Below are 20,389 nucleotides of genomic sequence, written 5' to 3'. Positions count from 1 at the left end.
ACTGGGCCATGCGGGCCAGATATCCGGGGATCAGATGACCCCCTTCTCCTTCAGCAGCCCGATGGAATCACTCACGTTCTCGTGGATGCCCAGCTTGCGCGGAGACAGCCCCATCGCCAGACCCAGCAGCTGAGTGAAGTACAGCACCTTCACGTCGGTCTTGATGCCGAACTCGGTCTCGGCGCGGACCTGGTGCATCTCCAGACCGGAGTGGCAGGTCGGGCACTCGGTCGCGATCACCTCGGCCCCGGAATCCTCCGCCGACTGCAGCAGGTTCAGCACTAGCTGGGTCGAGGTATCGGAATCCGACAGCGTGTGCGCACCGCCGCAGCAGGACGTCTTCAACGGATAGTCCACGTTCACCGCGCCGGCGGCACCCAGCAGGTCATCCATGAAGTGCGGCTGGTAGCTCGAATCCGAGCCCGGGCCGTTGTCCTTCTCCGGGAAGATCTGGCGCGGCCGGGTGTACATGCAGCCGTAGTAGTTGGCGATCTTGATGCCGTTCAGGCTCTTGGTCATCTTCTGCTTGATGCCCTCGGGCCCCAGCTCCTCCATCAGCCACTCGAGCAGATGCAGGGTGCGCACGTCACCGGTGTAGACCGGGTCGTCGGACTTGCGCGCCAGATCCTGGACGGTATTCATCGCGTCCTGGGAGGTGGCAGTCTCGTACTCGGCCTTCTTCAGGTTGTGATAGCAGCCGTTGCACGGGGCCATCACGGTGTCCATGCCCATCTGCTCGGAGGCGATGGCCATGTTTCGGGCCGACAGGTACGTCTGCAGCATCGGATGGATGTTCTTCACCTCCATCGCACCGCAGCAGTTCCAGTCGCGCAGGTTCTCCATCTCGAGACCCAGCGCCTTCACCAGCACGCGCGTCGAGCGGTCGTACGGGCCGCCGGACCCCTCGAGGGCGCAACCCGGGTAGTAAGCAACCTTAGCCATGAGCGGCCTCCTTCTGTTCGCGCACGTAGTTCTTCAGCACGTCCCCGGTCTTGCCCCAGGACTTGGTGCGCGGCGTATGTACGGTGTTCATGCCCATCGCCATCAGGTGCTTCACCGGCAGGTGCTTCATCATGCGGAAGATGAACACCTTCAGCCATTCCTGGACCAGCGGCTGACCGGTCTTCTTGAAGAAGTTCTGCATCACCTTCCCGTCTTCGATGCGGCCGGTCTTGTAGATCTGATCGGCAAACTCTTCGTCGAAGATGGTCGACGGGGCCTTCTCGGTGATCCCTTCCTCTTCCATCCAGTGCGCAAGGGCCTTCATCACGCCTTCCGGCTTCACGTCCTTCGGGCAGATGTTGGTGCACTTGTTGCACGACACGCACTGCCAGATGATGTCCTTGTCCTTGACCAGCTCTTCTTTCATGCCCAGGCGGGTCAGGTAGATCCAGTAGCGCGGATTGAACTGCACGTTCTGCGCGTACATGGTGCAGGAGTTGGTACAGGACCCGCACTGCCAGCAGCGGTGCACATACTCGCCACCGGCATAGCCCTGGATCTTCGTCTCGAAATCGTCGTCGTAATCGCGAACGGTCCGCGGCGCGATCATCGTGTTCCAGTGTCCGGACACGTCCACGCCGTCGACCACCAGCTCGTCGTGCTGCTGGAGGCGTTCGTCCTCGATCAGTGCCTTTTCATGTATTGCCATGACGTCTCTCCGAAAACCTGTGCTACCAGGCTCAAGTTCGTTCCATTATTCAATGCAGCGACGCATCGTGACCTTTCAGGCGTCCTTCCGGGGAATCGATCCCCAGGAGCTTTACGCCCAGCTCCAGCGGGTCCTGCTTCGCCCCGAACTGGTTGTCGATCATGCCCAGACTCATCGACAGCGAACGCGCGTAGTCGGAGTAGGCCTGCACCCAGACCAGATCCGTGACAAACGGCAGGTCGCGGTAGAAGCCTTCCTCGGCCAGCGCATCGTAGAACCAGCGTCTGGCCCCTTCGATCGCGCCGACGGTCTCGCCAATCGGAATCGACCGCAGGGTGTCGTTCCCGCGAATAAACTCGCGCAACGCCCCAGTCGTCGTCCCCGTGTCCCACACCCAGCGCGTGGCCAGCGGGACCGTCTCGGGATCCGCGAAATGCAGGATCTCGGCACCGAAGTCCCAAAACCCGCGTCGCAGTTTCTTGTCGTCGCCGGCCAGGTCGGCAAAGGCCTCCAGCCGCGAGTCCAGGTCCGCATCCGGGCGCACCAGAGCGCGCATCCCGTCCACGAGGGCCCCCTGACGTTCACCCATCACGCTCGCCAGCTTGCGGCGCACCGCAAACACCAGACCGGCGAGCGTACGCAGGTCCTCGGCATCCATGTCGTCGCCTTTCGCGACCACACCCGCAAACACTTCGTGCTTGGAGCGCAATGCCTCGATGAAGGTTTCCAGCCCGTCAACCCCGCCGGCCTCGGCGATGGCCTCGTTCAGGCTGTTCAGCTTCGTCGCGAGGATCTCCTGATCAAAGGTCACCTGCAGCGGCTCCGGGTTCACACCCGGAGCCGCTTCGTCGCTGACGACCTCAGCCGGCTTTCGAAACCAGCGCATGCAGGTCCGCGACCGCGCGACCACCGGCGGCGGCACCCTGAGTGATCGAGTCGTCGATCGTCTCGGGGCCGTAGGCCGCACCGCAGGAGTAGATTCCCTTGCGGGTGGTGCCACAGGTGTTGGTGTACTGCTCGGCCTTCTCGATGAAGCCGTGCTTCTCGAGCCCGACACCGAAGACCTGGGAGATTTCCGGGTTGTCGGCGTTCGGATCCATCCCGATGGCGTGCACGACGATGTCGAACGGGATTACGATCGGACGCTTGACCAGGGTGTCCTCGCCCTTGACCAGCAGCCGGCCGTCGCCGGAGGACGTGACTTCGGCGATACGCGCCTTGACGAACTTGGTTTTGAACTCTTCCTGGGACTTCCAGTAGAACTTGTCTTCGTACAGGCCGAAGGTCCGGATGTCCATGTAATAGATGAACACGTCCGTTTCCGGCGAGATCTCCTTGATCTCCATGGCCAGGTTGGCGGAGACGGTGCAGCAGATCTTGGAGCACCACTCACGACCGATCTGGCGATCGCGCGAACCCACGCACAGCAGGATGCAGACCCGCTCCGGCACACGGCCGTCGGACGGGCAGGCGATCTTGCCGGAGGCCACCATCTGTTCCATCTGGGTGGTGGTCAGCACGTCTTCGTACGTGCCAAAGCCCCACTCCGGCTTGTTGATGGAATCGAAATGGGTGAAGCCCGTGGCCAGCACGACGGCGCCCGCCTGGACCGATTCGCCATTGGTCAGCGTGGCGGTGAAGTTACCGGCCTCGCCATCCAGCTTCTCGACCTTCGCACCCTTGTGCACGGTCGCATTGGAATCGTCTTCCACACGCTTGACCATGCGACCGATGGCGTCCTTCGCCCACTCGCCGGAGGGCACCAGCTTGGCGTAGCCCGACAGGATCGGCGCGCCACCCAGGACGTCTTCCTTTTCGACCATCACGGCCTTGAAACCGGCCGAGGTGACATTGGCGGCGGCGGCCAGCCCGGCCGGGCCGCCACCCACTACTAGAACAGTATCTTGCTGCATCAGACTTTGCCCCCGTAAGCGAGCTCAGGATTGTAGAGGTATTCGATATTGCCGGCCTCGACTTCCTTCAGGTATTCCTGGAAGGTCTTCTTGGCCTCGTCCCAGGAGATTCCCATCTTCTCGACCAGGTCTTCACAGGGCGATGCGTGCCACTGCAGCTGGACGATCTTGAACGGATCCGCGCCGCAGGCCAGGGCCGCGAACTGGACTTCCGCCATGATCGGAATCTGGAAGTTCTGGTTGTGGGCCTTACCGATCCACTGGTTCTTGTCCATCGTGGTGACACAGCCGGTATCGTTGGCCAGCATCACGTCGGCGTTGGCTTCCTCGCGGGCCACGCGGATCTTGCGATCCATCGTGAACGAGCGGGTGAACTCGCGCTCGGAGATGATGTGGCGGAAACCGAAGCCGCAGCAGTCGTACCAGGTGGAGTAATCGATCACCTGCGCACCCAGGGCCTGGGCAGTGGAGGTGATGATCGCGGTGCGGTTGCCACCCAGCACGGACGGGTCATACACCGCATCCTCGTGGACCATCTTGTAGTAATGGCAGGCCACGTGGGAGGTAGTGCGGATGTTGGACACGTCGATGGTCTGCAGCTCGGAAGCGATGCGGTTGCGCATCACATGCACCCACTCGGAGTAGTGGATGATCTCTTCCGGGATGACCAGCTTGCCGTCGACCAGGCGACCCAGCTTGCCGAGGATCTTGGTGACCTTCTCGCGCAGCTCGGCGGACTCGACCAGGTACTTGCGGATCTCCTTGTAGTTGCCGAAGGAGGTGCCGCAGTGGACGAGCGGGTAGAAATGACCCAGCTCGTGTCCGTGCTGCTTGCCGGAGACGTAGGCCTGGTGGAAGTTGCGCAGGAACACCGCGGCCAGCGACTCGACGTTCCCGATGCCGGAGCCGTGGTAGTTCCACGCGGTGCAGGACGTCTGGTCGGTCTCGTCGAGGTAGTCCTTGCCCGGCTCGAAGCCGAACTTGTTCATGAACCACAGCAGCGAGGTCGGGTAGCCCGGGATGTTGCCGCACTGACCGCACGACTTGTGGTGCCACAGCTGCTTGGTCGGGACCTTCTTTTCCCAGCCGAACAGGGTATTCACCGTCGCCGGCTCGTGTTCGTCATTGATGCGATGGATGATGATCTGGCCATCCTTCTCGAGCTCGTACATATGCTCGCGGATGTCATCCATACGGTCGCCGAGGTCGATCGTGCGGCGGTCGACATGCTTGCGCACCCAGTCGGTCGCCTTGATCGCGTCTTCCTTCGACAGGTCGGTCGCCTGGAAGAAGGAGCCGTGACCGGCGATGCCCTGGCCGTCGGTGTTGTGGAAGCCGGGCTTCATGGTGCCGGCGCCGGCACCCTCGCCGTTCTGGTTGTGATTGCCTGGGGTCTGTTCACTCATAACGCTTCTCCTGATGTCCTGGAGTGGAGTCGGAAACGGGACGACTTACTCGTCGTCTTCCTCTTCCTGCTCCTCGAGCCAGTCTTCGTAGTCCTCGCGCTTCTCGTCGATGAAGTCTTCGATCACGTCGAAGAGGTTCTCGTCCATCAGCTCGAGGGACTTGAGCACCCCGGTCATTTCCCAGATGGTGTACATCTCGACCGAGGTCTTCAGGGACACTTCCCAGGCGGTCTCGACCGTCTGCAGCGTCTTCACCGGAATCGCCTTGCGCAGGATGCGCAGGTCGCCTTCCACCTTCTGGATATTGGGACCCCAGTCGGGGAAGTGGTCGGGCTGGATCATGTCGGGCGACAGCTGGTTGCCCGTCGTGATCAGCTTCAGCATCACGCGACCGAACGGGCGCAGCACGTCCTTCGCGGATTGCATTTCGTGCTTGATGGCCACCTCGCGCATGATCGCGACGAGGCCACCAGGGGAATTCTTGAACGGGCAGCGAGCGGCACAGGTCATGCACTGAGCGCAGGCCCAGATCTTTTCCTGCATCGCGTCGTAGATCTGCTCGACGTTTTCGGTCCACAGCAGCTGGACGATCTCGCGCGGGGAGTAGTCATAGAACTGAGCGGAGGGGCACGTCGCCGTGCAGATGCCGCAGTTCAGACAGCCGTTGAGTTCGTGGTCGTAGCGAAAATCTCCGCGGATGTCGTCGAAGATTTGCTGCATCTCAGCGTATGTCGCCATATGTCACCTCTTCGCTGTTGGCGATGCAGGTTTCTTGAGAACCTTGCTCAGCCAGCCTAGACCGCGTCCAGGCACCTATCCAGTTACCGCATGGCAACCGTCGTTTTTCAGGAATCGGGGCGGTCGACCCTTCCGGATCGCCGCCCCGTTTCAGGCACTTAGAGACGCCTTAGGCTTTCTTCACGAGGAAGTAGAACTTGCCGCCCTCTTCCTTGTGTTCCATCAGCTCGTTGCCGGTCTGCTTGGCGAAGGCCTGGAAGTCCTTCACGGCACCCGGATCGGTGGCGATGATGTGCAGAACCTGACCGGCGTCCATGGCCGCCAGGGCCTTCTTGGCGCGCAGGATCGGCAGCGGGCAGTTCAGGCCGGAAGCGTCGAGTTCTTGGTCAAAGTTGGCCATGGTGTGTCTCCTTTAGTGCGTTACCAAAATCAGTTGGGTGCTGAGGTACCAATCGGGGTGGTTTGGGGACCACGACGATCGAACCCTTGCCAGCCGAATCCACCCTTATAGGGGAAACGGGATCGGAATACAACCGAATTCTAATCCGGGGTGACGACCGACTTGCCGGACTGCGCCCACCCCACGATACCGCCACGCAGGCTGTTGGCGGTTTCCAGGCCCTGCTGTGCGAGGAACGCACAGGCCTGCGCGGAACGGGCCCCACTCTGGCAATACAGGACCAGCGGCGTGTCGCTTCCCAGAAACTCGTCCTTGCGCAGGGGGAGGACCGTAAGTGGCACCAGCTCTGCGCCGGGAATCACGCCACGGGCCGTTTCGCCCGGGGAGCGCACATCGACAAGCCGGAAGTCCTTGCCTTCCGCTCGCCACTGCTCGAGTTCGTCGGCCGTGATCTCCGAGAATCCGTACATGTGTGCCACTCCAAGTGTGCTGAACCGCGCCTGCCTCGCTCACGGATCCCGCCAACAGGCACCGGTCGCGAAGGATGGGCGCGGAGAATAGCGAAACGGGCCACAAATGCAAACTTGCCGGACGCGTGACAGGTGGTTTGTTCTCTCGCGGATGGAAGTCGTGCTATCGTTCCGAGTTGAAGCAAATACTGATGGACGCGCCCGGCTCTCGGGCGGGCGCGTGCAGACGGTCAACCCCCAGATTCATTCGCGGAGGACTTTGCGGTGGACAAGAGCGAATTCCAGGTCGACGGCCACTACGCCGTAACCCTGAAGGAAGAAAACGGCAAGCTGCGCCCGGCCAACATCTACGTGCACAGCATGGAAGACGACTACATGATCGTGCGCCGCACCTCCGGCGGCGATGTCGGCCTGCTGTTCAAGCTGAAGTACGACGACGTGGTCAAGATCGTGCGCACCCACAAGGTGCTGGATCGCAAGAAGTTTATGGTTCCGGAAGCCATGCTCAAGCCGAAGCTCTGGGAAACCCGTGACAGCATGCGTACGTATTCTTCGGCTCCGGGCCTCGGCAAATAACCGAACCCACGTTGCCCATAACCTTCGGAGGCCGGCCCCAACGGCCGGCCTCCGTCGCATGAAGACTTCGCTTTTCGCACTGTTTTCAACCCTGCTCCTGGTATTCACGCTGGGAGCTCCGACGGTTTCGGCCTCCGGAACCGCACTACCCGATCTGGGCGATGCCTCCGGCGGCATACTGACCCCGGCCGAGGAGCGCGAACTCGGCCGCTCCCTGCTGCGCGAGATTCGCCGGTCCCTGCCGCTGGTGACGGACCCGGAAGTATCCTTCTATGTCGACTCGCTGGGCCGGCAGCTGCTCGCGAATGCACCCGACGCGGATGGCCCGTTCTATTTCCTGACGATCGACAACGGCCAGGTCAACGCCTTTGCCATGCCCGGCGGCATCATCGGGGTGCATTCCGGGCTGATGCTCGAGGTCCGCGACGAGGCCGAACTGGCCGCCGTCATGGCCCACGAAATCGCGCACGTGACCCAGCGCCACCTGGCCCGCATGTTCGCGCGCGGGCGCGAGGTGAACTTCACCACCGGCCTTGCGATCCTCGCCGGCGTACTGGCATCGATGGCCGACCCGACCCTGGGATCCGCCATCATCACCGGTGGCGTCGCGGGCGGCATTCAGCAGCAGATCAACTATACGCGCGCCAACGAGGCCGAGGCCGACCGCGCGGGCATGCGCATCCTCGCCAGCGCGGACTTCGACCCCAATGCCATGGCGGACTTCTTCGAGCGCCTGCAGGAACTCTCGCGCGGCGTCGGTGACGCGGTCCCCGAGTACCTGCGCACCCACCCGGTCACGCTCGATCGCATTACCGACGCCCGCAACCGCGCAGCCGGGATGCCGGCGGTGGATACACGCAACCGCGGGCCCGAGTTCCAATGGATGCAGTCCCGAGCCCGCGCCCTGAAGGATCCGCGCCGCGCGATCGAGATTCACCGCGGGGCGTCCGACCCGACACCGCATCAGATCTACGGCGCCATGGTCGCGCACCTGGAGCGCGGGGAACTGGAACGCGCCGCCGAACGGCTGGAGGAGATCCCCGTCGAGGAGGCCCCCGGCATGACCCTGGACCTTGCCCGTGCCTCACTGGAACGCGAACGCGGGGACCACGAAGCGGCATTGGACATCCTTAACGACCTGGATGCGGTCTACCCCGGACACCCGGTGATCCGCGAGCTGCTCGCCCGCGTGCACCGAGACCTGGGCAACCCGGACCGTGCCATCCGCATCGTCAACGAAATGATTCGCCACGAACACGCGCCCAACCCCGAGCTGCTGCGACTGAAGGCAGACATCGCCGACGCGGCCGGCTATATTGCGATCAGCCGCGAGGCCATGGCCGAGTATTTCTTCCACCGGGCGCAGTACGAAGAGTCCGTGCGTCAGTTCGAGGCCGCCATCGACGCACGCGATGCCAGCGAGCGCGATATCCAGCGGATCGAGGACAAGCGCGACACGGCCAAGCAGACGGCGCGGGAGGTCCGCGAACAACGCCGCTAGCCCGAATGTTTCATGCAGTCGCGCGTTGCCGGCCGTACAGGGATTTCTCGAAGAGTCGTCCGCCCCCGGCTGCTGCAAGGTCGAACACGAAAGCTACTTGTTCGGATGCGGACAAGCGCCAACGAAGAGCACGACACTTATGAGGTGCTCGGGCCACGGAAGCTCCCTGCCTCCCGCGACACGGAGGAACACGCTCGGGAGTACTGGCACACGCAGACGCCCTCCGGGGCCAGTGGGCCATCATTCGTGAAGTCGCACCGAGCCGGGCAAAGCGGCAACTTGATCAGGCCATTGCCGAGCAGCACCAAGTTTCGGATTCGGGGAATGTTCCCCATCGACGCAGCGTCTGTGTTGCTGCTTCGAGCCCCATAACCAGAATAAACCACAGAAGAGAGGTAGGACCCTCATGCATATCTCACGGCGAGAATTCATGCAGCTGCTGGCGGCCGCCAGCGTGGCCGGCTTCCCCCTGGCGGGCTGCGCCCCGGCCGCCAATGGCAAGTACGGCACCTCGGGAGACCCGTACGAGATGCTGGATCGCTTCGGCAACGTGCACCTGCTGCACTACACCGACAGCCATGCCCAGCTGAAGCCGATCTACTTCCGCGAACCGAACGTAAATATCGGCGTGGCCGACATGCGCAACCGTCCGCCCCACATCGTCGGCGAGCACTTCCTCAAGCACTACGACATCCCGCGCGACAGCATCTTTGCGCATGCCTACACCAACCTGAACTTCATGGAGGCCGCCGAACAGTACGGCCGTGTCGGGGGCTTCGCCCAACTGAAGACACTGGTCGACAAGCTGCGTGACTCGCGCCCGGGCGCCCTGCTGCTGGATGGCGGTGACACCTGGGGCGGCGGGTCCGGCACCGCGCTGTGGACCAACGCCCAGGACATGGTCGATGCACAGAAACTGCTTGGCATCGACATCATGACGGGCCACTGGGAGTTCACCTACGGCGACGAGCGCGTGCAGGAAGTCATCGACAACGACTTCGCCGATGCGGGCATCGACTTTGTCGCGCAGAACGTCACCGACGTGGACTGGGGCGATCGCGTGTTCAAGCCCTACGTGATCCGCGAAATGAACGGCGTCAACGTCGCCGTGATCGGGCAGGCCTTCCCCTACACCCCGATCGCCAATCCGCGCTGGATGATCGAGCAATGGTCCTTCGGCATCCGCCCGGACGACATGCAGCAGCAGGTCAATGCCGCGCGCGAGGAAGGCGCCGAGATCGTCGTCGCGCTGTCGCACAACGGCATGGACGTGGATATCAAGATGGCCGGCATGGTCGAGGGCCTGGACGCCATCATGGGCGGCCACACCCATGATGCCGTACCCCAGCCGCTGCCGGTGGAACGCCCCGATGGCGGCACCTGCCTGGTCACCAATGCCGGTTCCAACGCCAAGTTCGTCGGCGTGCTCGACTTCGACTTCCGCGACGGCAAGATCCAGGACTGGGAATACCGCCTCGTGCCGGTGTTCGCCAACCTGCTGGACGAAGATCCGGAGATGGCGTCCTTCATCGACAACATGCGCAGCCAGGACGTCACCTGGAACGGCGAAACCTTCAACATGGAGGAGAAGCTTTCCGAGGAACTGGCGGTCGCCGAGGACCTGCTGTTCCGTCGCGGCAACTTCAACGGCACCTTCGATCAGCTGATCTGCGATGCGCTGATGGAGGTCCATGATGCCCAGATCGCGTTCTCGCCGGGCTTCCGCTGGGGCACGACGGTCCTCCCCGGCATGCCGATCACCTTCGAGCACGTGATGGACCAGACCGGCCTGACCTACCCGGAGACCACCCGCAACGCGATGACTGGCGCACAGATCAAGGACATCCTTGAAGACGTCGCCGACAACCTGTTCAACGCCGACCCGTTCTACCAGCAGGGCGGCGACATGGTGCGCGTGGGCGGCCTCCGGTATGCGATCAACCCGGAAGGCGAGATCGGCAACCGCATCTCCGAGATGGAACTCGACGGTCGCAAGATCGACCCGGACAAGGAATACGTGGTAGCGGGCTGGGCCAGCGTCCAGCGCGAACCGGCCGGGGGCACGGGCACGATGATCTGGGACAGCGTCGCCGAGTACCTGCGTGACCAGACCGATGGTGTGCGCATCACCGACCTGAACGAACCGAAGGTCAAGAACATCGGCGATGACAACCTCGGCTACGTGCCCACAACCGAGGTCATGTACCGCGGCTGACGACCGTCCGCCACGCATTTCCGGTGCACCGGAACCCAAAGCCCCGCTTTACGCGGGGCTTTTCTTGTCGGGCACCAGTCAAACGATTGGCAAGGTGGTCGAACAGCCCAGGCTACTGATTCACCCAGCGCCCCTGGTCGTCGCGACAGGCCGTGCCGGTTACGGTCTCCGGCTGCCCGTTCATTGTGGCCTCGACCTCGTATTCCCGGCAGTCGCGACCGTCCGACCGGTACGTGCGAGTGGGCGTGGCCCGATACTCGTAACCCGTGTTGGGGTTCTGCCAGGTCGAAGCACGCTGATCGGGGTTGTGTTCCAGCGTGTGCGACACCTGCTGCCTGTCCACCTGATCCATCGTGCGACCCACGGACCCGCCAATCGCCGCTCCGGCGAGGGTCCCGGCGATAATGGCGGCGGTGCGTCCCCGGCCGCCTCCGATCTGCGAACCGATCACCCCACCGGCCGCGCCACCAATCACCGCCCCGGTCTGCTCCTTGGTGGGCGGGGTCTGGCACCCGGCGAGCAGAAAGACCACGCTCGCCACCGCCGCTAACACCACTGCCTTCTTCATCTCTGCCTCCGTTGCGCGGCCACGTGACCGCGCTGCTCAACTACAGTGATCAGGCTAGCGAGCGAGACCTGAACACTGCGTGAAGAAAGCAGACAGAAGGAACCCCGCCGGCCGAATGTGACCTCCAGGCCGCAAAACTTCCAATCCGTTCAAAACACGTGCGAGAAACCTCGTACTGACCTCTCAGAATTGGTTGGCCCCCCTGTTCCCTCGGGGCCCTCCTTCCTAGACTGTCCACCGGGTAACAGACACCCCCAGTGAAGCGAGGAATGTGAATATGATCAAGAAGATATTTGCCACGGCAATTGTTGCCAGTCTTTTCGTATCCGGCCCGGTAATGGCGCAGTCGGCTGGTGCGGGCGGCTCTGCTGGTGCCGGCGCGGGCGCCAGCGCCAGTGCCCCGCAGGGGAACCCCAGTTCGCCGGCAGCCGGCGGCTCGGCCTCCGGCGGCATCTCCGCGGCGGCCCGATCAGAACCGGGCGCCGTCTCCCGTACCGCGACCCGTTCCGGCCGTCTCGTGGGCCTGATTGCCTCCACCGGCACGACCCCGGGCACCGGTACCACCCCGGCGACGGGCACTCGGTAGCGAAAGCCCATGCGAACCAATTCGCACTTCCTTCGTGAAGGCCGCCTCCGGGCGGCTTTCGCATGTCTGGGGCTTGGGGTTTTCGTGAGCGTGGTCACGGGCTGTGGCAGCGGGGGTCCCACGCCGCTTGGGGCATCACTACAGGGCATGGTCTCGGGCGGCCCGGACGTAAGCTCCCATGCGGAAGAGATCCCGTATGCCTCGCTGGCGGTGGAGACCGAGGATCACCAGGGACTGGTGATCCTGGGGGCCACCTCCAATGAGCACACCTACTGGCCGAGCGCCGAGGGCCTCTCGCTGCAACTGCGTGACGGCGGCTTGTTTGCCACATCCGGCCTTGAACAGGACTTGCTGGGGACACACCACCCCGGTGCGGACTCGCCCCCCTGGCGCCAGACAACCCCCGACACCTATCGCGTCGAGCGCCATGTGCGCGGACCCACCGGCACGGTCGTACGGCATGTCGGCGAAGGCACGCTGGAATGCGGGACTCGCACGTCGCGGGACTTGCCGCTGGCGACCCTGGAACTCGAGCGCTGCCGCGAACGCATCGACTGGGAAGGCGCCGGAACGACTCGCGCCGATTTCTGGCGTGACCCCGAAACACTCGACCTGTGGGCCTACGACGGCCAGGCCTGGCCGGACGGTCCCTCGATCGCCTGGCAGGTGGCCCGACCCTGGTGGTAGCCATCTCAGGAGGTCTAATGCGCAACCATTCTCACTCCCTTTGGCTGGCCGCGGGTCTGCTGGCCCTTGCCCCATACGTTGGCTCGGCCGAACAAGAGCCCGCCGAGGAATCCCTTGCCGATAGCTGGGTGACCTGGCAGGACGAACTGTCAGAGCCCATCGACTGGGCCTACGGCTTCGCATTGCGGAGCCGCGATGTGCGCCCCATCGAGCACGAACGCAGGCGGATTCTGGCCGAGATCGAACTGATCGGACAAACGATGGATGTCGGCGGCCGGCCCGAAGTGGCTCAGGCGCTGGATACCTGGAACCAGACGGTCGATGCCATGGACGCATCACCGCAGGTTCGCAGTGCGGAACGCCTCGACCTGCCCTGGCTGCTCGCCAATCTGCGTCATGCACCAGCGCAGACAGACATCGAGCACATGGGGTACTGCACCCCACCCGACTGGGTGGAGTTGTGGTCGCTGGACGGTGTCGACCGTCATGAATGGACTCCCGGCATGACCTTGCAGGATGTGCTGGACAAGCCCTCGCGCGCCGCATTGCGCGGCACCGACACCGCCGCCGTGGTTACACCACTGGGGGAGGTCCACGTATTCGGGGTCGCGCCCTGGAACCGCGAGGACACCACGATCGCTCCCGGGACCCGCGTGATGGCGCATCTACATGTTCGCGACCTGGGCAGCTCGGTGGAGGGCGATCTCCTCAACCAGCGCCTGCCCCGCTTTCTCGCAACCCGACTGCCGGGTGACAACTGCACAATTCGGGAACTGCCATGAATGCTACACCTCTGCGCATGCGCCGCCGCACCCTGGTGGCCGCGGTGCTCCTCGGCCTGGGCCTGCCCACCGCGCAGGCCGAGGAGTTCGGGCTGGGCCAGGGCCAGCGGGATACCGGCGGCATTGGTCTGATGCAAACCCCAACGGCCCGCACCGGAGATGCGGGCCACTTTGCCGCGGGCTGGAACCGCACGTTTCCCTATCGCCGCTGGAGCGTCTTCGTCCAGCCGCTTGACTGGATGGAGCTCGGATTTCGCTACGTACAAATCGAGAACCGCCCCTTCCTGGCCGCGGGTGACGATGACCGGCACAACATCGACAAGGGTGCCGACCTAAAACTCCGCCTGGTCGAGGAAAGTCGCTTCATCCCGGAGGTCGCACTCGGCTTTCAGGACCTCGGCGGCACTACCCTGTTTGGTGGTGAGTACCTCGTTGCGAACAAGCGCTGGAACAATTTCGACTTTTCTCTGGGGATTGGCTGGGGATACCTGGGCAATCACGGCGATATCGAATCACCGCTTGGCTGGATTGACGACAGTTTTGACGAACGACCCCGCTCGGCCGGTGGCGGCCAGGGCGGCGAGATCGCGACGCATCAGATGTTCCGTGGCCCGGCGGCTTTGTTCGGCGGGGTCGAATACCAGACGCCCTGGGACCGGCTGCTGCTGCAGGTCGAATACGAGGGCAACACCTATCAGAACGAGCCGCAGGACAACTTCCAGGAGCAGGATTCGCGCTTCAATTTCGGCGCACGGCTGCGCCTGACCAACAATGTCGAACTGCATACCGGCTGGCAGCGTGGCAATACCGCGATGGTCGGGCTGCATTTCACGACGAATCTCGCGCGGCTCTCGCAGCCCAAGGCCGACGATCCGGCCCCGGTCGACCCCGCCCATGTGGAACGCCGCGACTGGGACGCGGTGGCCGCCGACCTCAATACCAATGCCGGGATCTACGTGACCGAGATTCGCCAGGTCGGCGACACCATCGAGGTGACGGGCGAACCCAACCGCTTCCGCAACCTGAAGCAGTCCGAGGGGCGGGCCAACCGCCTGCTCGAGGCCCAGGCCGATGCCGGCATCCACACCTTCCAGTACCGCTGGCAGACACTGGGGCTCGAGCTGCGCGAGAGCCTGCACGACCGCGAGGCCTTCGGCCGCGCCCTGGCCTCGGCCGATCACGAGACCGACTACCGCCACAGCGTGCGGGTGCGCGACATCGAACCCAGCGCGAACGAGGATCGAGGCGAGGTCCTCTACGAGGCCGAACCCCGACGCTTCGAATGGGGAGCGGGTCCGTCCCTGGAACAGAACTTTGGCGGCCCCGACGGCTATCTGTACCGGCTCTCCGCCTATCTCGATGCCAGCTATCACCTCGCCCAGGGCACCTGGATCTCATCCATGCTCACGACGACCCTGGCCGACAACCTCGAGAACTACGAATACATCGCGGATTCGGATTTGCCGCGCGTGCGCACGCACATCGGCGACTACCTCGCCGAGACCAACGTCGGCATTTCCAACCTCCAGGCCACCCATACCAAGCGTCTGGGCAAGAACTGGTACGCAATGGGTTATGGCGGCCTTCTGGAGACGATGTACGCCGGCGTGGGTGGCGAACTGATGTATCGTCCGTTCAACAGTCGCTGGGCCATCGGCGTGGATGCCAACTGGGTGCGCCAGCGCGAATTCAACCAGCAGTTCGGCCTGCGCGACTATGAACAGGTGACCGGGCACGTCACCACCTATGTCGACACCGGGATACAGGACATCCATGCCAGGGTGAGCGTGGGCCGCTATCTGGCCGGTGACTTCGGGACCACCCTCGACTTCTCGCGCGAGTTTGCCAACGGCGTGCGGGTCGGGGCCTGGTCGACCTTCACCGATGCGGGCGAGGACTTCGGCGAAGGCAGCTTCGACAAGGGCCTGTACCTGTCGGTCCCCTACGACTCCTTCTTCTCCACCTCCAGCCGCAACCGGGCCAACATCGCCTGGCAGCCGCTGACCCGCGACGGTGGTGCGCGCCTGAACCGGCGTCATCAGCTGTTCGACATCACCGAAGAACGTCAGGTCGGCCGCTACTGGGACGAGCCCGACGCCACCTGGCGTTAATCCCCCGGTGTCCGGGGCATCGCGTCCCGGACACCCCTTCCCTCCGATTGACGAGACGCCGAGTCAGGCGCGTGTGGGTTCGCACTCGCGCCCCCCGGCTTCCTCCCCCTTGCCACCTCCGACGCAGTCGGGACGATCCCGGCACACCTGCGCATACGCGCCGGTCGCGAATCCATGACAGGACAGCCCGGCACCAGCCGCCCCTCCCAGGGAACACCAGGACTGTCGATGGCGACATACTCGTTACGCCCTCTCGCCTCGGCGCTCCACCACCCTCCGCAGGCAGACGCGTGCGTTCTGATCGTCCGACGACCCTCAGTCAGACCCGCCTGTTCGGTCTCCTGCCTGGCGAGGCGCTGATTGAATCACGCGTCCGCGCTCGAGTCGCTTTTGCGTACGAACAGGCCACGGTGAGGGCCGTACCGTCATTCTGCCCAAGGGAGCCGCAACGCCGTGCCCGGGACACGCGCCTGCCTGCCCCGAACCCGACAGGCAACAGATACCACCACGCTCGCTGCACTAGCCCGCCGCGCCTGCGGCCATCGCGACCACGAACACTCATGGCTCGCGATCCGCGCCGCATTCCCCGATGGGTGATGTGCGACAAACCAAAAAAAGCCCCGGCAATCGCCGGGGCCACGAGGGGAATCAATCGGGGCCGCCGCTTCGCGGCCCCGCGATCCGCTACTTGTAGGAGTAGTGGTAATAGCCGTAGCCGTAGCTGGTCGAGGCCTTGTACTCGATCGAGTTCAGGATACAGCCACGCACCTCGACCCCCGCCGCGTCGAGACGACGCCGTGCCGACTCGATCTCGCGCAGCGGGTTCAGCTGGAAGCGCACCACCATCAAGGTAGTCGAGCACTGGCGTGCGACCACGGCCGCATCGGTGACCGCCAGGATTGGCGGCGTGTCGATCAGCACCAGGTCGTAGCCCCGGCTGAGCTGTTCCAGCAGACGGCTGAAACGATCGCTCATCAGCAATTCCGACGGGTTCGGCGGAGCACTGCCACGGGCGATGTAATCCAGCCCCTGGGTCTCTGTGCGGCGCAACACTCCCTCCAGGGGTTCCTGGCCCGCGAGAAACTCCGAGAGCCCCCCGTCGCTGCGCTCCCCAAAGGCATGGTGGACATGCCCCTTGCGCAGGTCGGCGTCGATGATCAGCACGCGCTGCCCCGCCTGCGCACAGACGGTCGCCAGGTTAACCGAGACAAAGCTCTTGCCCACATTCGGGCTCGGACCGGTAATCACCAGGCGGTTGTTTTCGGCCTCGAGCATCGCGAAGTGCAGGCTGCTGCGCAGGCCACGCAGTGCCTCGATGGAATCGTCGGCCGGATCGATCGAAGCCAGCACGCCCCCCGGGACATCGTAGCCGCGGGGCTGGTTGCGCCGTTTCACGCGGCGCAGCAGGTTCTCCTGCGCCCTGGAACGCGGCACGCTGGCATACACCGGCAGGTCGATCCCCTCGATCTCCTCCTGCGATTCCACCCCGCGGTTGAACATCCCGCGCACCAGCACCAGCGCGATCGCCAGGCCACCACCAAATACCGTGGACAGCATCACGATCAGATTGCGCTGCGGTTCGACCGCGGAAAGGCCCGCCTGAGCGTCATCCAGGATGCGGACATTGCCCACCGTGCTGGCACGGGCGATATCCATCTCCTGCATGCGATTGAGCAGCTGGACATAGATGTCCTGGTTGACCTCGACGTCCCGATTGAGACGCAGGATCTGCTGCTGGGTCTCCGGCAGCGCGCTGACCTCCTGGTTCAGCCGGTCGCGCTCCTCCTGCAGCTTCTGGCGCTTGTCGATCAGGGCCGCATAGGTCGGATGGCTGGGTGTGTACCGCCGGGAGATCTCGGCCTCCTCGAACTCCAGCTCGTTGAGCTGACGCTCCAGGTTGACCAGACGGTCGAGCACGGCACGCGTCTCCTGCGAGAGATCCACGCTGTCGCGCTCCGTACGGTACTCGTTCAGCGCATCCTCGGCCGTTTGCAGTTGCTCCTGCACATCCGGCACCTTCTCCTCGAGGAACTCGAGACTCTTCTCGGCCTCGGCGGCCTTGCGCTGAACGTTCTGCGTCAAGTAGATCTGGCTGATGGTGTTCAGCACACGCTGGGCCTGCTGCGGATCGGGATCGGTCAGCGTCAGGCTGAACACGCCACTCTCGCGCCCCTGCTGGCCCGCTTCGAACTGCGTACGCAGGGTATTGATTGCGGCCAGACGCGAGCGTCGCTGGATATCGAAGCGCGCACCGGCACCGGCGTCCATTTCGGCCAGGCGCAGGCGCACATCTCCATCGAAGAACTCCACGTCCTCGCCGACACGCCCCTCGCCCAGTTCATTGTCGCCGTTGAACAGGCGGTAGCGATCATCGTCCAGCACTTCCAGCGTGAAGGTCCGCCCCTCGTAGGCGCGAGCCACCTGGAACTCGCCCACGTTGAGCGACTCGCCCGCCCAGACACTGGACCGGGCAAACGCGGGGCGCTCCATGCCCCGGCGAACAAGGTAGTCGCCCACCACCGGCATGCGGTGCGGGCGTACCACCAGATCCAGCGCCTCCTGGTCGACCGTGCGCCCGAGCACCATGCGTGAACGCAGGATCTGCAGCTCGGCCTCGACCCGGGGCTCCTGCCCCAGCATCTCGCGCATGTTCGACAAGGGGCTGCTAAAGCGTCCCATGTCCTCCACCTGCACCAGCGCATCCGCCTGGTAGATCGGGGTGGACAACGTCGAATAAGCCGCACCCGCGGCAGCGAACAGCGCAGTGACAAAAATGATCAGCCACTTGTGATCCAGCAACTGGCCGAGCAGTCGGCCGATATCCAGTTCGCCTTCCGGCACCCCGGGGGAATGGTTCTTTGTCATCGGGATATACCTGTGTCGGAGATCATCGGTTCAGCCGCGAAGCCCAGGCATCGGCGGCCTCCACGAGCAAGGCATGAGCCTGGGCGAAAACCTCGGGGCTCTTGCCGTAGGGATCGGGAATGTCGCGGCCCCGCCCGTCTTCCAGCCAGTGGCCGAAGCGCATCGTCTTGCCGAGCACCTCGGGGTGCTGTCCACCCACCGCCTGGCGCTGGCCCTCGCTCATCACCAGCACCAGATCGGCGTGATGCAACCAGTCCGGCTCAACCTGCCGGGCCGTGTGGGCGGACAGATCCAGCCCCTCGGCCTCGGCCAGGCGCCGTGCCTCCGGGTGAGCACCTTCCCCGACCACGGCCCCAAGGCCCGCGGATTCCACCGTGCGATCGGGCAAGCGCTCACGCAGTAGCGCCTCGCCTACGGGACTGCGGCAGATGTTGCCGGTACAAACCACGAGAATCCGGTTAAACATAACTAGAAGTCATCCGACAGGCGGCGCACATCGCGCGTGGTACGGGAGGATTGATAAACGGCACTGACCGTGGGCAGAAGCTGGCTGATCACGCGGTTCCAGCGACCCAGCGACGTCGTCGTGACATAGACGATGTCCAGTGGCTCCAGCTCGAATTCGGCCCCCAGCATCAGTGCAGTGGAATTACGCGCATCCAGCTGGTAGACGGTCGCGAGCTTGTCGCTGTCCGGTGGTGCACGGCGGATCACAAAGATGCCGCTGGCGTCCGCACGGGTTTCGTTAAAGCCCCCGGCCTGACTGAGCGCATCCATCAGCGTCAGCTGACCACGGCCCAGCGCCAGCCGCTGTGGCTCGCCCACTTCGCCCATCACATAGACCTGCTGGCCGGCGGTATCCGGGACATGCAGAACGTCGCCATCGCGCAGGAGCCGGTTTTGCGACATGTCGCCGTAGCGCAGCATGTCGTACAGCGAGATAACGATTTCCTCGCCCTCCCGGGTCAGGATCACCTCGTGCCAGTTGGCATCGTCCGCAAGCCCGCCCGCATGATGGATCGCATCGAGCACGGTCAGCGGCACATTGGTGACCGGCTGTACACCCGGCTCGCGCACCGAGCCCGTCACCTGCACCTTCTGCGAGTTGAAGGCGGCCACGCGCACCTCGACCTGGGGTTCATTCACAAAGGTCGCGAGATCGCGGGCGATCCGGTCGCGTACCTGCGACACCGTGTACCCCTCGACTTCCACGCGACCGATGTAGGGATAAAAGATCGTCCCGTCCGGATGCACGGTATTCCCCGATTCCACCGCCGAACGCTCGCTCCCGGCCGGGATCGTCAACTCGGGGTGTTCGTACACGATCACCGCCAGCACGTCACCACGCCCGATGCGGTAGTCGTACTCGTCGACGTCCTGCGCCATTTCGTCGCTCACGCGCCGAAGGTCCGGCGGTACGGACCGCGTCTCCTGGGCCCGAATCAGGCCAAAGGTAATGGGCTCGATGTCGACCAGTTCATCGATCGGGGCGCTGTCGGTGCGCTCGGCGATATGCCCACCGGGCGCAAAGGCACACCCAGCCAGAACCGCCAGCATGGCCAGCAACAGGACCCAGCGTATGGGGCGAATCACGTTCATGGATCTTCCTCTTTATGCGCATGTCCGCAACGCCCCCTGGCGCCAACGGTCGCGTCATGCCTTGCGATACATCGTGGCGAGCCCCGCCGGCTCCGCCTCAAGCGGGCTGACCTTGTCACGAATGGCCAGCATCTTCGTCGAACTGGCGCAAAATATCGGCACGCGACCCCTTGCGAACAACGCCCCGATCCGAAACTTACGGGGCTGATCACAGCTTCGGAGGATCGACCTCACGTTTCCCGGAACCGGCGTTGCGGGGCCATCCAAGCCGATGCTTGAATCCATCGCGTTCACCCTATGAACGAGCGCCCGGATCTCCAT

General features: G+C 63.9%; 19 protein-coding genes. 7 read left to right on the top strand and 12 right to left on the bottom strand.

All coding sequences use genetic code 11. The features are described 5' to 3' along the window. Positions 1 to 30: 30 nt before the first annotated feature. From C995_RS0110600 to C995_RS0110565, 8 genes are all read right to left on the bottom strand, one after another. Positions 31 to 942, bottom strand: a complete 912-nt coding sequence (locus C995_RS0110600; RefSeq protein WP_018864914.1) for a CoB--CoM heterodisulfide reductase iron-sulfur subunit B family protein — start codon at positions 940 to 942, stop codon at positions 31 to 33. Then, positions 935 to 1,651 carry a 4Fe-4S dicluster domain-containing protein gene (locus C995_RS0110595; protein WP_018864913.1) on the bottom strand — a complete coding sequence of 239 codons (717 nt, stop codon included), beginning with the start codon at positions 1,649 to 1,651 and terminating at the stop codon, positions 935 to 937. The genes C995_RS0110600 and C995_RS0110595 overlap by 8 nt, the downstream gene beginning before the upstream one ends. 49 nt (positions 1,652 to 1,700) lie before the next feature. Further along, positions 1,701 to 2,573 carry a hypothetical protein gene (locus C995_RS0110590; RefSeq protein ID WP_018864912.1) on the bottom strand — a complete coding sequence of 291 codons (873 nt, stop codon included), beginning with the start codon at positions 2,571 to 2,573 and terminating at the stop codon, positions 1,701 to 1,703. Further along, a complete protein-coding gene (locus C995_RS0110585; protein WP_018864911.1) occupies positions 2,512 to 3,540 on the bottom strand; it encodes an FAD-dependent oxidoreductase in 1,029 nt (342 codons plus the stop codon). Before C995_RS0110585 ends, C995_RS0110590 begins: the two co-directional genes overlap by 62 nt. 23 nt (positions 3,541 to 3,563) lie before the next feature. Continuing rightward, positions 3,564 to 4,970, bottom strand: coding sequence for a heterodisulfide reductase-related iron-sulfur binding cluster (locus C995_RS0110580; RefSeq protein ID WP_018864910.1), 1,407 nt, complete (start codon positions 4,968 to 4,970; stop codon positions 3,564 to 3,566). Positions 4,971 to 5,015: 45 nt separating this feature from the next. Beyond that, entirely contained in the window at positions 5,016 to 5,690 is a 675-nt protein-coding gene (locus C995_RS0110575) for a 4Fe-4S dicluster domain-containing protein (protein ID WP_017941141.1), read from the bottom strand. Positions 5,691 to 5,877: 187 nt separating this feature from the next. Further along, positions 5,878 to 6,108, bottom strand: a complete 231-nt coding sequence (locus tag C995_RS0110570; RefSeq protein ID WP_017941140.1) for a sulfurtransferase TusA family protein — start codon at positions 6,106 to 6,108, stop codon at positions 5,878 to 5,880. Positions 6,109 to 6,248: 140 nt separating this feature from the next. Continuing rightward, positions 6,249 to 6,578, bottom strand: a complete 330-nt coding sequence (locus tag C995_RS0110565; RefSeq protein WP_018864909.1) for a rhodanese-like domain-containing protein — start codon at positions 6,576 to 6,578, stop codon at positions 6,249 to 6,251. 264 nt (positions 6,579 to 6,842) lie between these two features. Between C995_RS0110565 and C995_RS0110560 the strand changes: the two genes are divergently transcribed. The 3 genes from C995_RS0110560 to soxB all read left to right on the top strand — a co-directional run bounded on the left by C995_RS0110560 (position 6,843) and on the right by soxB (position 10,870). Then, positions 6,843 to 7,154, top strand: a complete 312-nt coding sequence (locus tag C995_RS0110560; protein ID WP_018864908.1) for a hypothetical protein — start codon at positions 6,843 to 6,845, stop codon at positions 7,152 to 7,154. A 58-nt stretch (positions 7,155 to 7,212) separates the two neighbouring features. Then, positions 7,213 to 8,655, top strand: coding sequence for a M48 family metalloprotease (locus tag C995_RS0110555; protein ID WP_018864907.1), 1,443 nt, complete (start codon positions 7,213 to 7,215; stop codon positions 8,653 to 8,655). 406 nt (positions 8,656 to 9,061) lie between these two features. Beyond that, complete coding sequence (gene soxB / locus C995_RS0110545) at positions 9,062 to 10,870, top strand: thiosulfohydrolase SoxB (RefSeq protein ID WP_026279068.1); 1,809 nt, start codon at positions 9,062 to 9,064, stop codon at positions 10,868 to 10,870. Between the two features lie 112 nt (positions 10,871 to 10,982). On the opposite strand, the gene C995_RS0110540 is transcribed toward soxB, so the two are convergent. After that, a complete protein-coding gene (locus tag C995_RS0110540) occupies positions 10,983 to 11,438 on the bottom strand; it encodes an RT0821/Lpp0805 family surface protein (RefSeq protein ID WP_018864904.1) in 456 nt (151 codons plus the stop codon). A 277-nt stretch (positions 11,439 to 11,715) separates the two neighbouring features. On the opposite strand from C995_RS0110540, the gene C995_RS14055 reads away from it, so the two are divergent. The 4 genes from C995_RS14055 (at position 11,716) to C995_RS0110525 (ending at position 15,604) form a co-directional block, all read left to right on the top strand. Further along, a complete protein-coding gene (locus tag C995_RS14055; RefSeq protein WP_081618894.1) occupies positions 11,716 to 12,024 on the top strand; it encodes a hypothetical protein in 309 nt (102 codons plus the stop codon). 147 nt (positions 12,025 to 12,171) lie between these two features. Continuing rightward, positions 12,172 to 12,711, top strand: coding sequence for a YjbF family lipoprotein (locus C995_RS0110535; protein WP_018864903.1), 540 nt, complete (start codon positions 12,172 to 12,174; stop codon positions 12,709 to 12,711). Between the two features lie 17 nt (positions 12,712 to 12,728). After that, positions 12,729 to 13,493: a capsule biosynthesis GfcC family protein gene (locus tag C995_RS0110530; protein WP_018864902.1), complete on the top strand. Its 765-nt coding sequence runs from the start codon at positions 12,729 to 12,731 to the stop codon at positions 13,491 to 13,493. A gap of 17 nt (positions 13,494 to 13,510) precedes the next feature. Further along, a complete protein-coding gene (locus C995_RS0110525; RefSeq protein WP_018864901.1) occupies positions 13,511 to 15,604 on the top strand; it encodes a YjbH domain-containing protein in 2,094 nt (697 codons plus the stop codon). A gap of 684 nt (positions 15,605 to 16,288) precedes the next feature. On the opposite strand, the gene C995_RS0110520 is transcribed toward C995_RS0110525, so the two are convergent. The 3 genes from C995_RS0110520 to C995_RS0110510 are packed head-to-tail and all read right to left on the bottom strand — an operon-like array spanning position 16,289 to position 20,068. Beyond that, positions 16,289 to 18,469, bottom strand: a complete 2,181-nt coding sequence (locus C995_RS0110520; RefSeq protein ID WP_018864900.1) for a polysaccharide biosynthesis tyrosine autokinase — start codon at positions 18,467 to 18,469, stop codon at positions 16,289 to 16,291. 22 nt (positions 18,470 to 18,491) lie between these two features. Continuing rightward, positions 18,492 to 18,935 carry a low molecular weight protein-tyrosine-phosphatase gene (locus C995_RS0110515; protein ID WP_018864899.1) on the bottom strand — a complete coding sequence of 148 codons (444 nt, stop codon included), beginning with the start codon at positions 18,933 to 18,935 and terminating at the stop codon, positions 18,492 to 18,494. Between the two features lie 2 nt (positions 18,936 to 18,937). Further along, the gene (locus C995_RS0110510) at positions 18,938 to 20,068 is read right to left on the bottom strand and encodes a polysaccharide export protein (protein ID WP_018864898.1); all 1,131 of its coding nucleotides are present in this window, start codon (positions 20,066 to 20,068) and stop codon (positions 18,938 to 18,940) included. Between the last annotated feature and the right edge of the window lie 321 nt (positions 20,069 to 20,389).

The sequence above is a fragment of the Thioalkalivibrio sp. ARh3 genome, from assembly GCF_000377265.1.
Taxonomy (GTDB): domain Bacteria; phylum Pseudomonadota; class Gammaproteobacteria; order Ectothiorhodospirales; family Ectothiorhodospiraceae; genus Thioalkalivibrio; species Thioalkalivibrio thiocyanoxidans.
This window is presented reverse-complemented; position numbering and strand designations above follow the sequence as displayed.

Bases quoted from the DNA above. Each gene is read 5' to 3' on its own strand.
- C995_RS0110600 (WP_018864914.1), bottom strand. From the start codon at position 942: ATGGCTAAGGTTGCTTACTACCCGGGTTGCGCCCTCGAGGGGTCCGGC.
- C995_RS0110595 (WP_018864913.1), bottom strand. From the start codon at position 1,651: ATGGCAATACATGAAAAGGCACTGATCGAGGACGAACGCCTCCAGCAG.
- C995_RS0110580 (WP_018864910.1), bottom strand. From the start codon at position 4,970: ATGAGTGAACAGACCCCAGGCAATCACAACCAGAACGGCGAGGGTGCC.
- C995_RS0110575 (WP_017941141.1), bottom strand. From the start codon at position 5,690: ATGCAGCAAATCTTCGACGACATCCGCGGAGATTTTCGCTACGACCAC.
- C995_RS0110570 (WP_017941140.1), bottom strand. From the start codon at position 6,108: ATGGCCAACTTTGACCAAGAACTCGACGCTTCCGGCCTGAACTGCCCG.
- C995_RS0110565 (WP_018864909.1), bottom strand. From the start codon at position 6,578: ATGTACGGATTCTCGGAGATCACGGCCGACGAACTCGAGCAGTGGCGA.
- C995_RS0110555 (WP_018864907.1), top strand. From the start codon at position 7,213: ATGAAGACTTCGCTTTTCGCACTGTTTTCAACCCTGCTCCTGGTATTC.
- soxB (WP_026279068.1), top strand. From the start codon at position 9,062: ATGCATATCTCACGGCGAGAATTCATGCAGCTGCTGGCGGCCGCCAGC.
- C995_RS0110540 (WP_018864904.1), bottom strand. From the start codon at position 11,438: ATGAAGAAGGCAGTGGTGTTAGCGGCGGTGGCGAGCGTGGTCTTTCTG.
- C995_RS14055 (WP_081618894.1), top strand. From the start codon at position 11,716: ATGATCAAGAAGATATTTGCCACGGCAATTGTTGCCAGTCTTTTCGTA.
- C995_RS0110535 (WP_018864903.1), top strand. From the start codon at position 12,172: ATGGTCTCGGGCGGCCCGGACGTAAGCTCCCATGCGGAAGAGATCCCG.
- C995_RS0110530 (WP_018864902.1), top strand. From the start codon at position 12,729: ATGCGCAACCATTCTCACTCCCTTTGGCTGGCCGCGGGTCTGCTGGCC.
- C995_RS0110525 (WP_018864901.1), top strand. From the start codon at position 13,511: ATGCGCCGCCGCACCCTGGTGGCCGCGGTGCTCCTCGGCCTGGGCCTG.
- C995_RS0110520 (WP_018864900.1), bottom strand. From the start codon at position 18,469: ATGACAAAGAACCATTCCCCCGGGGTGCCGGAAGGCGAACTGGATATC.
- C995_RS0110515 (WP_018864899.1), bottom strand. From the start codon at position 18,935: ATGTTTAACCGGATTCTCGTGGTTTGTACCGGCAACATCTGCCGCAGT.
- C995_RS0110510 (WP_018864898.1), bottom strand. From the start codon at position 20,068: ATGAACGTGATTCGCCCCATACGCTGGGTCCTGTTGCTGGCCATGCTG.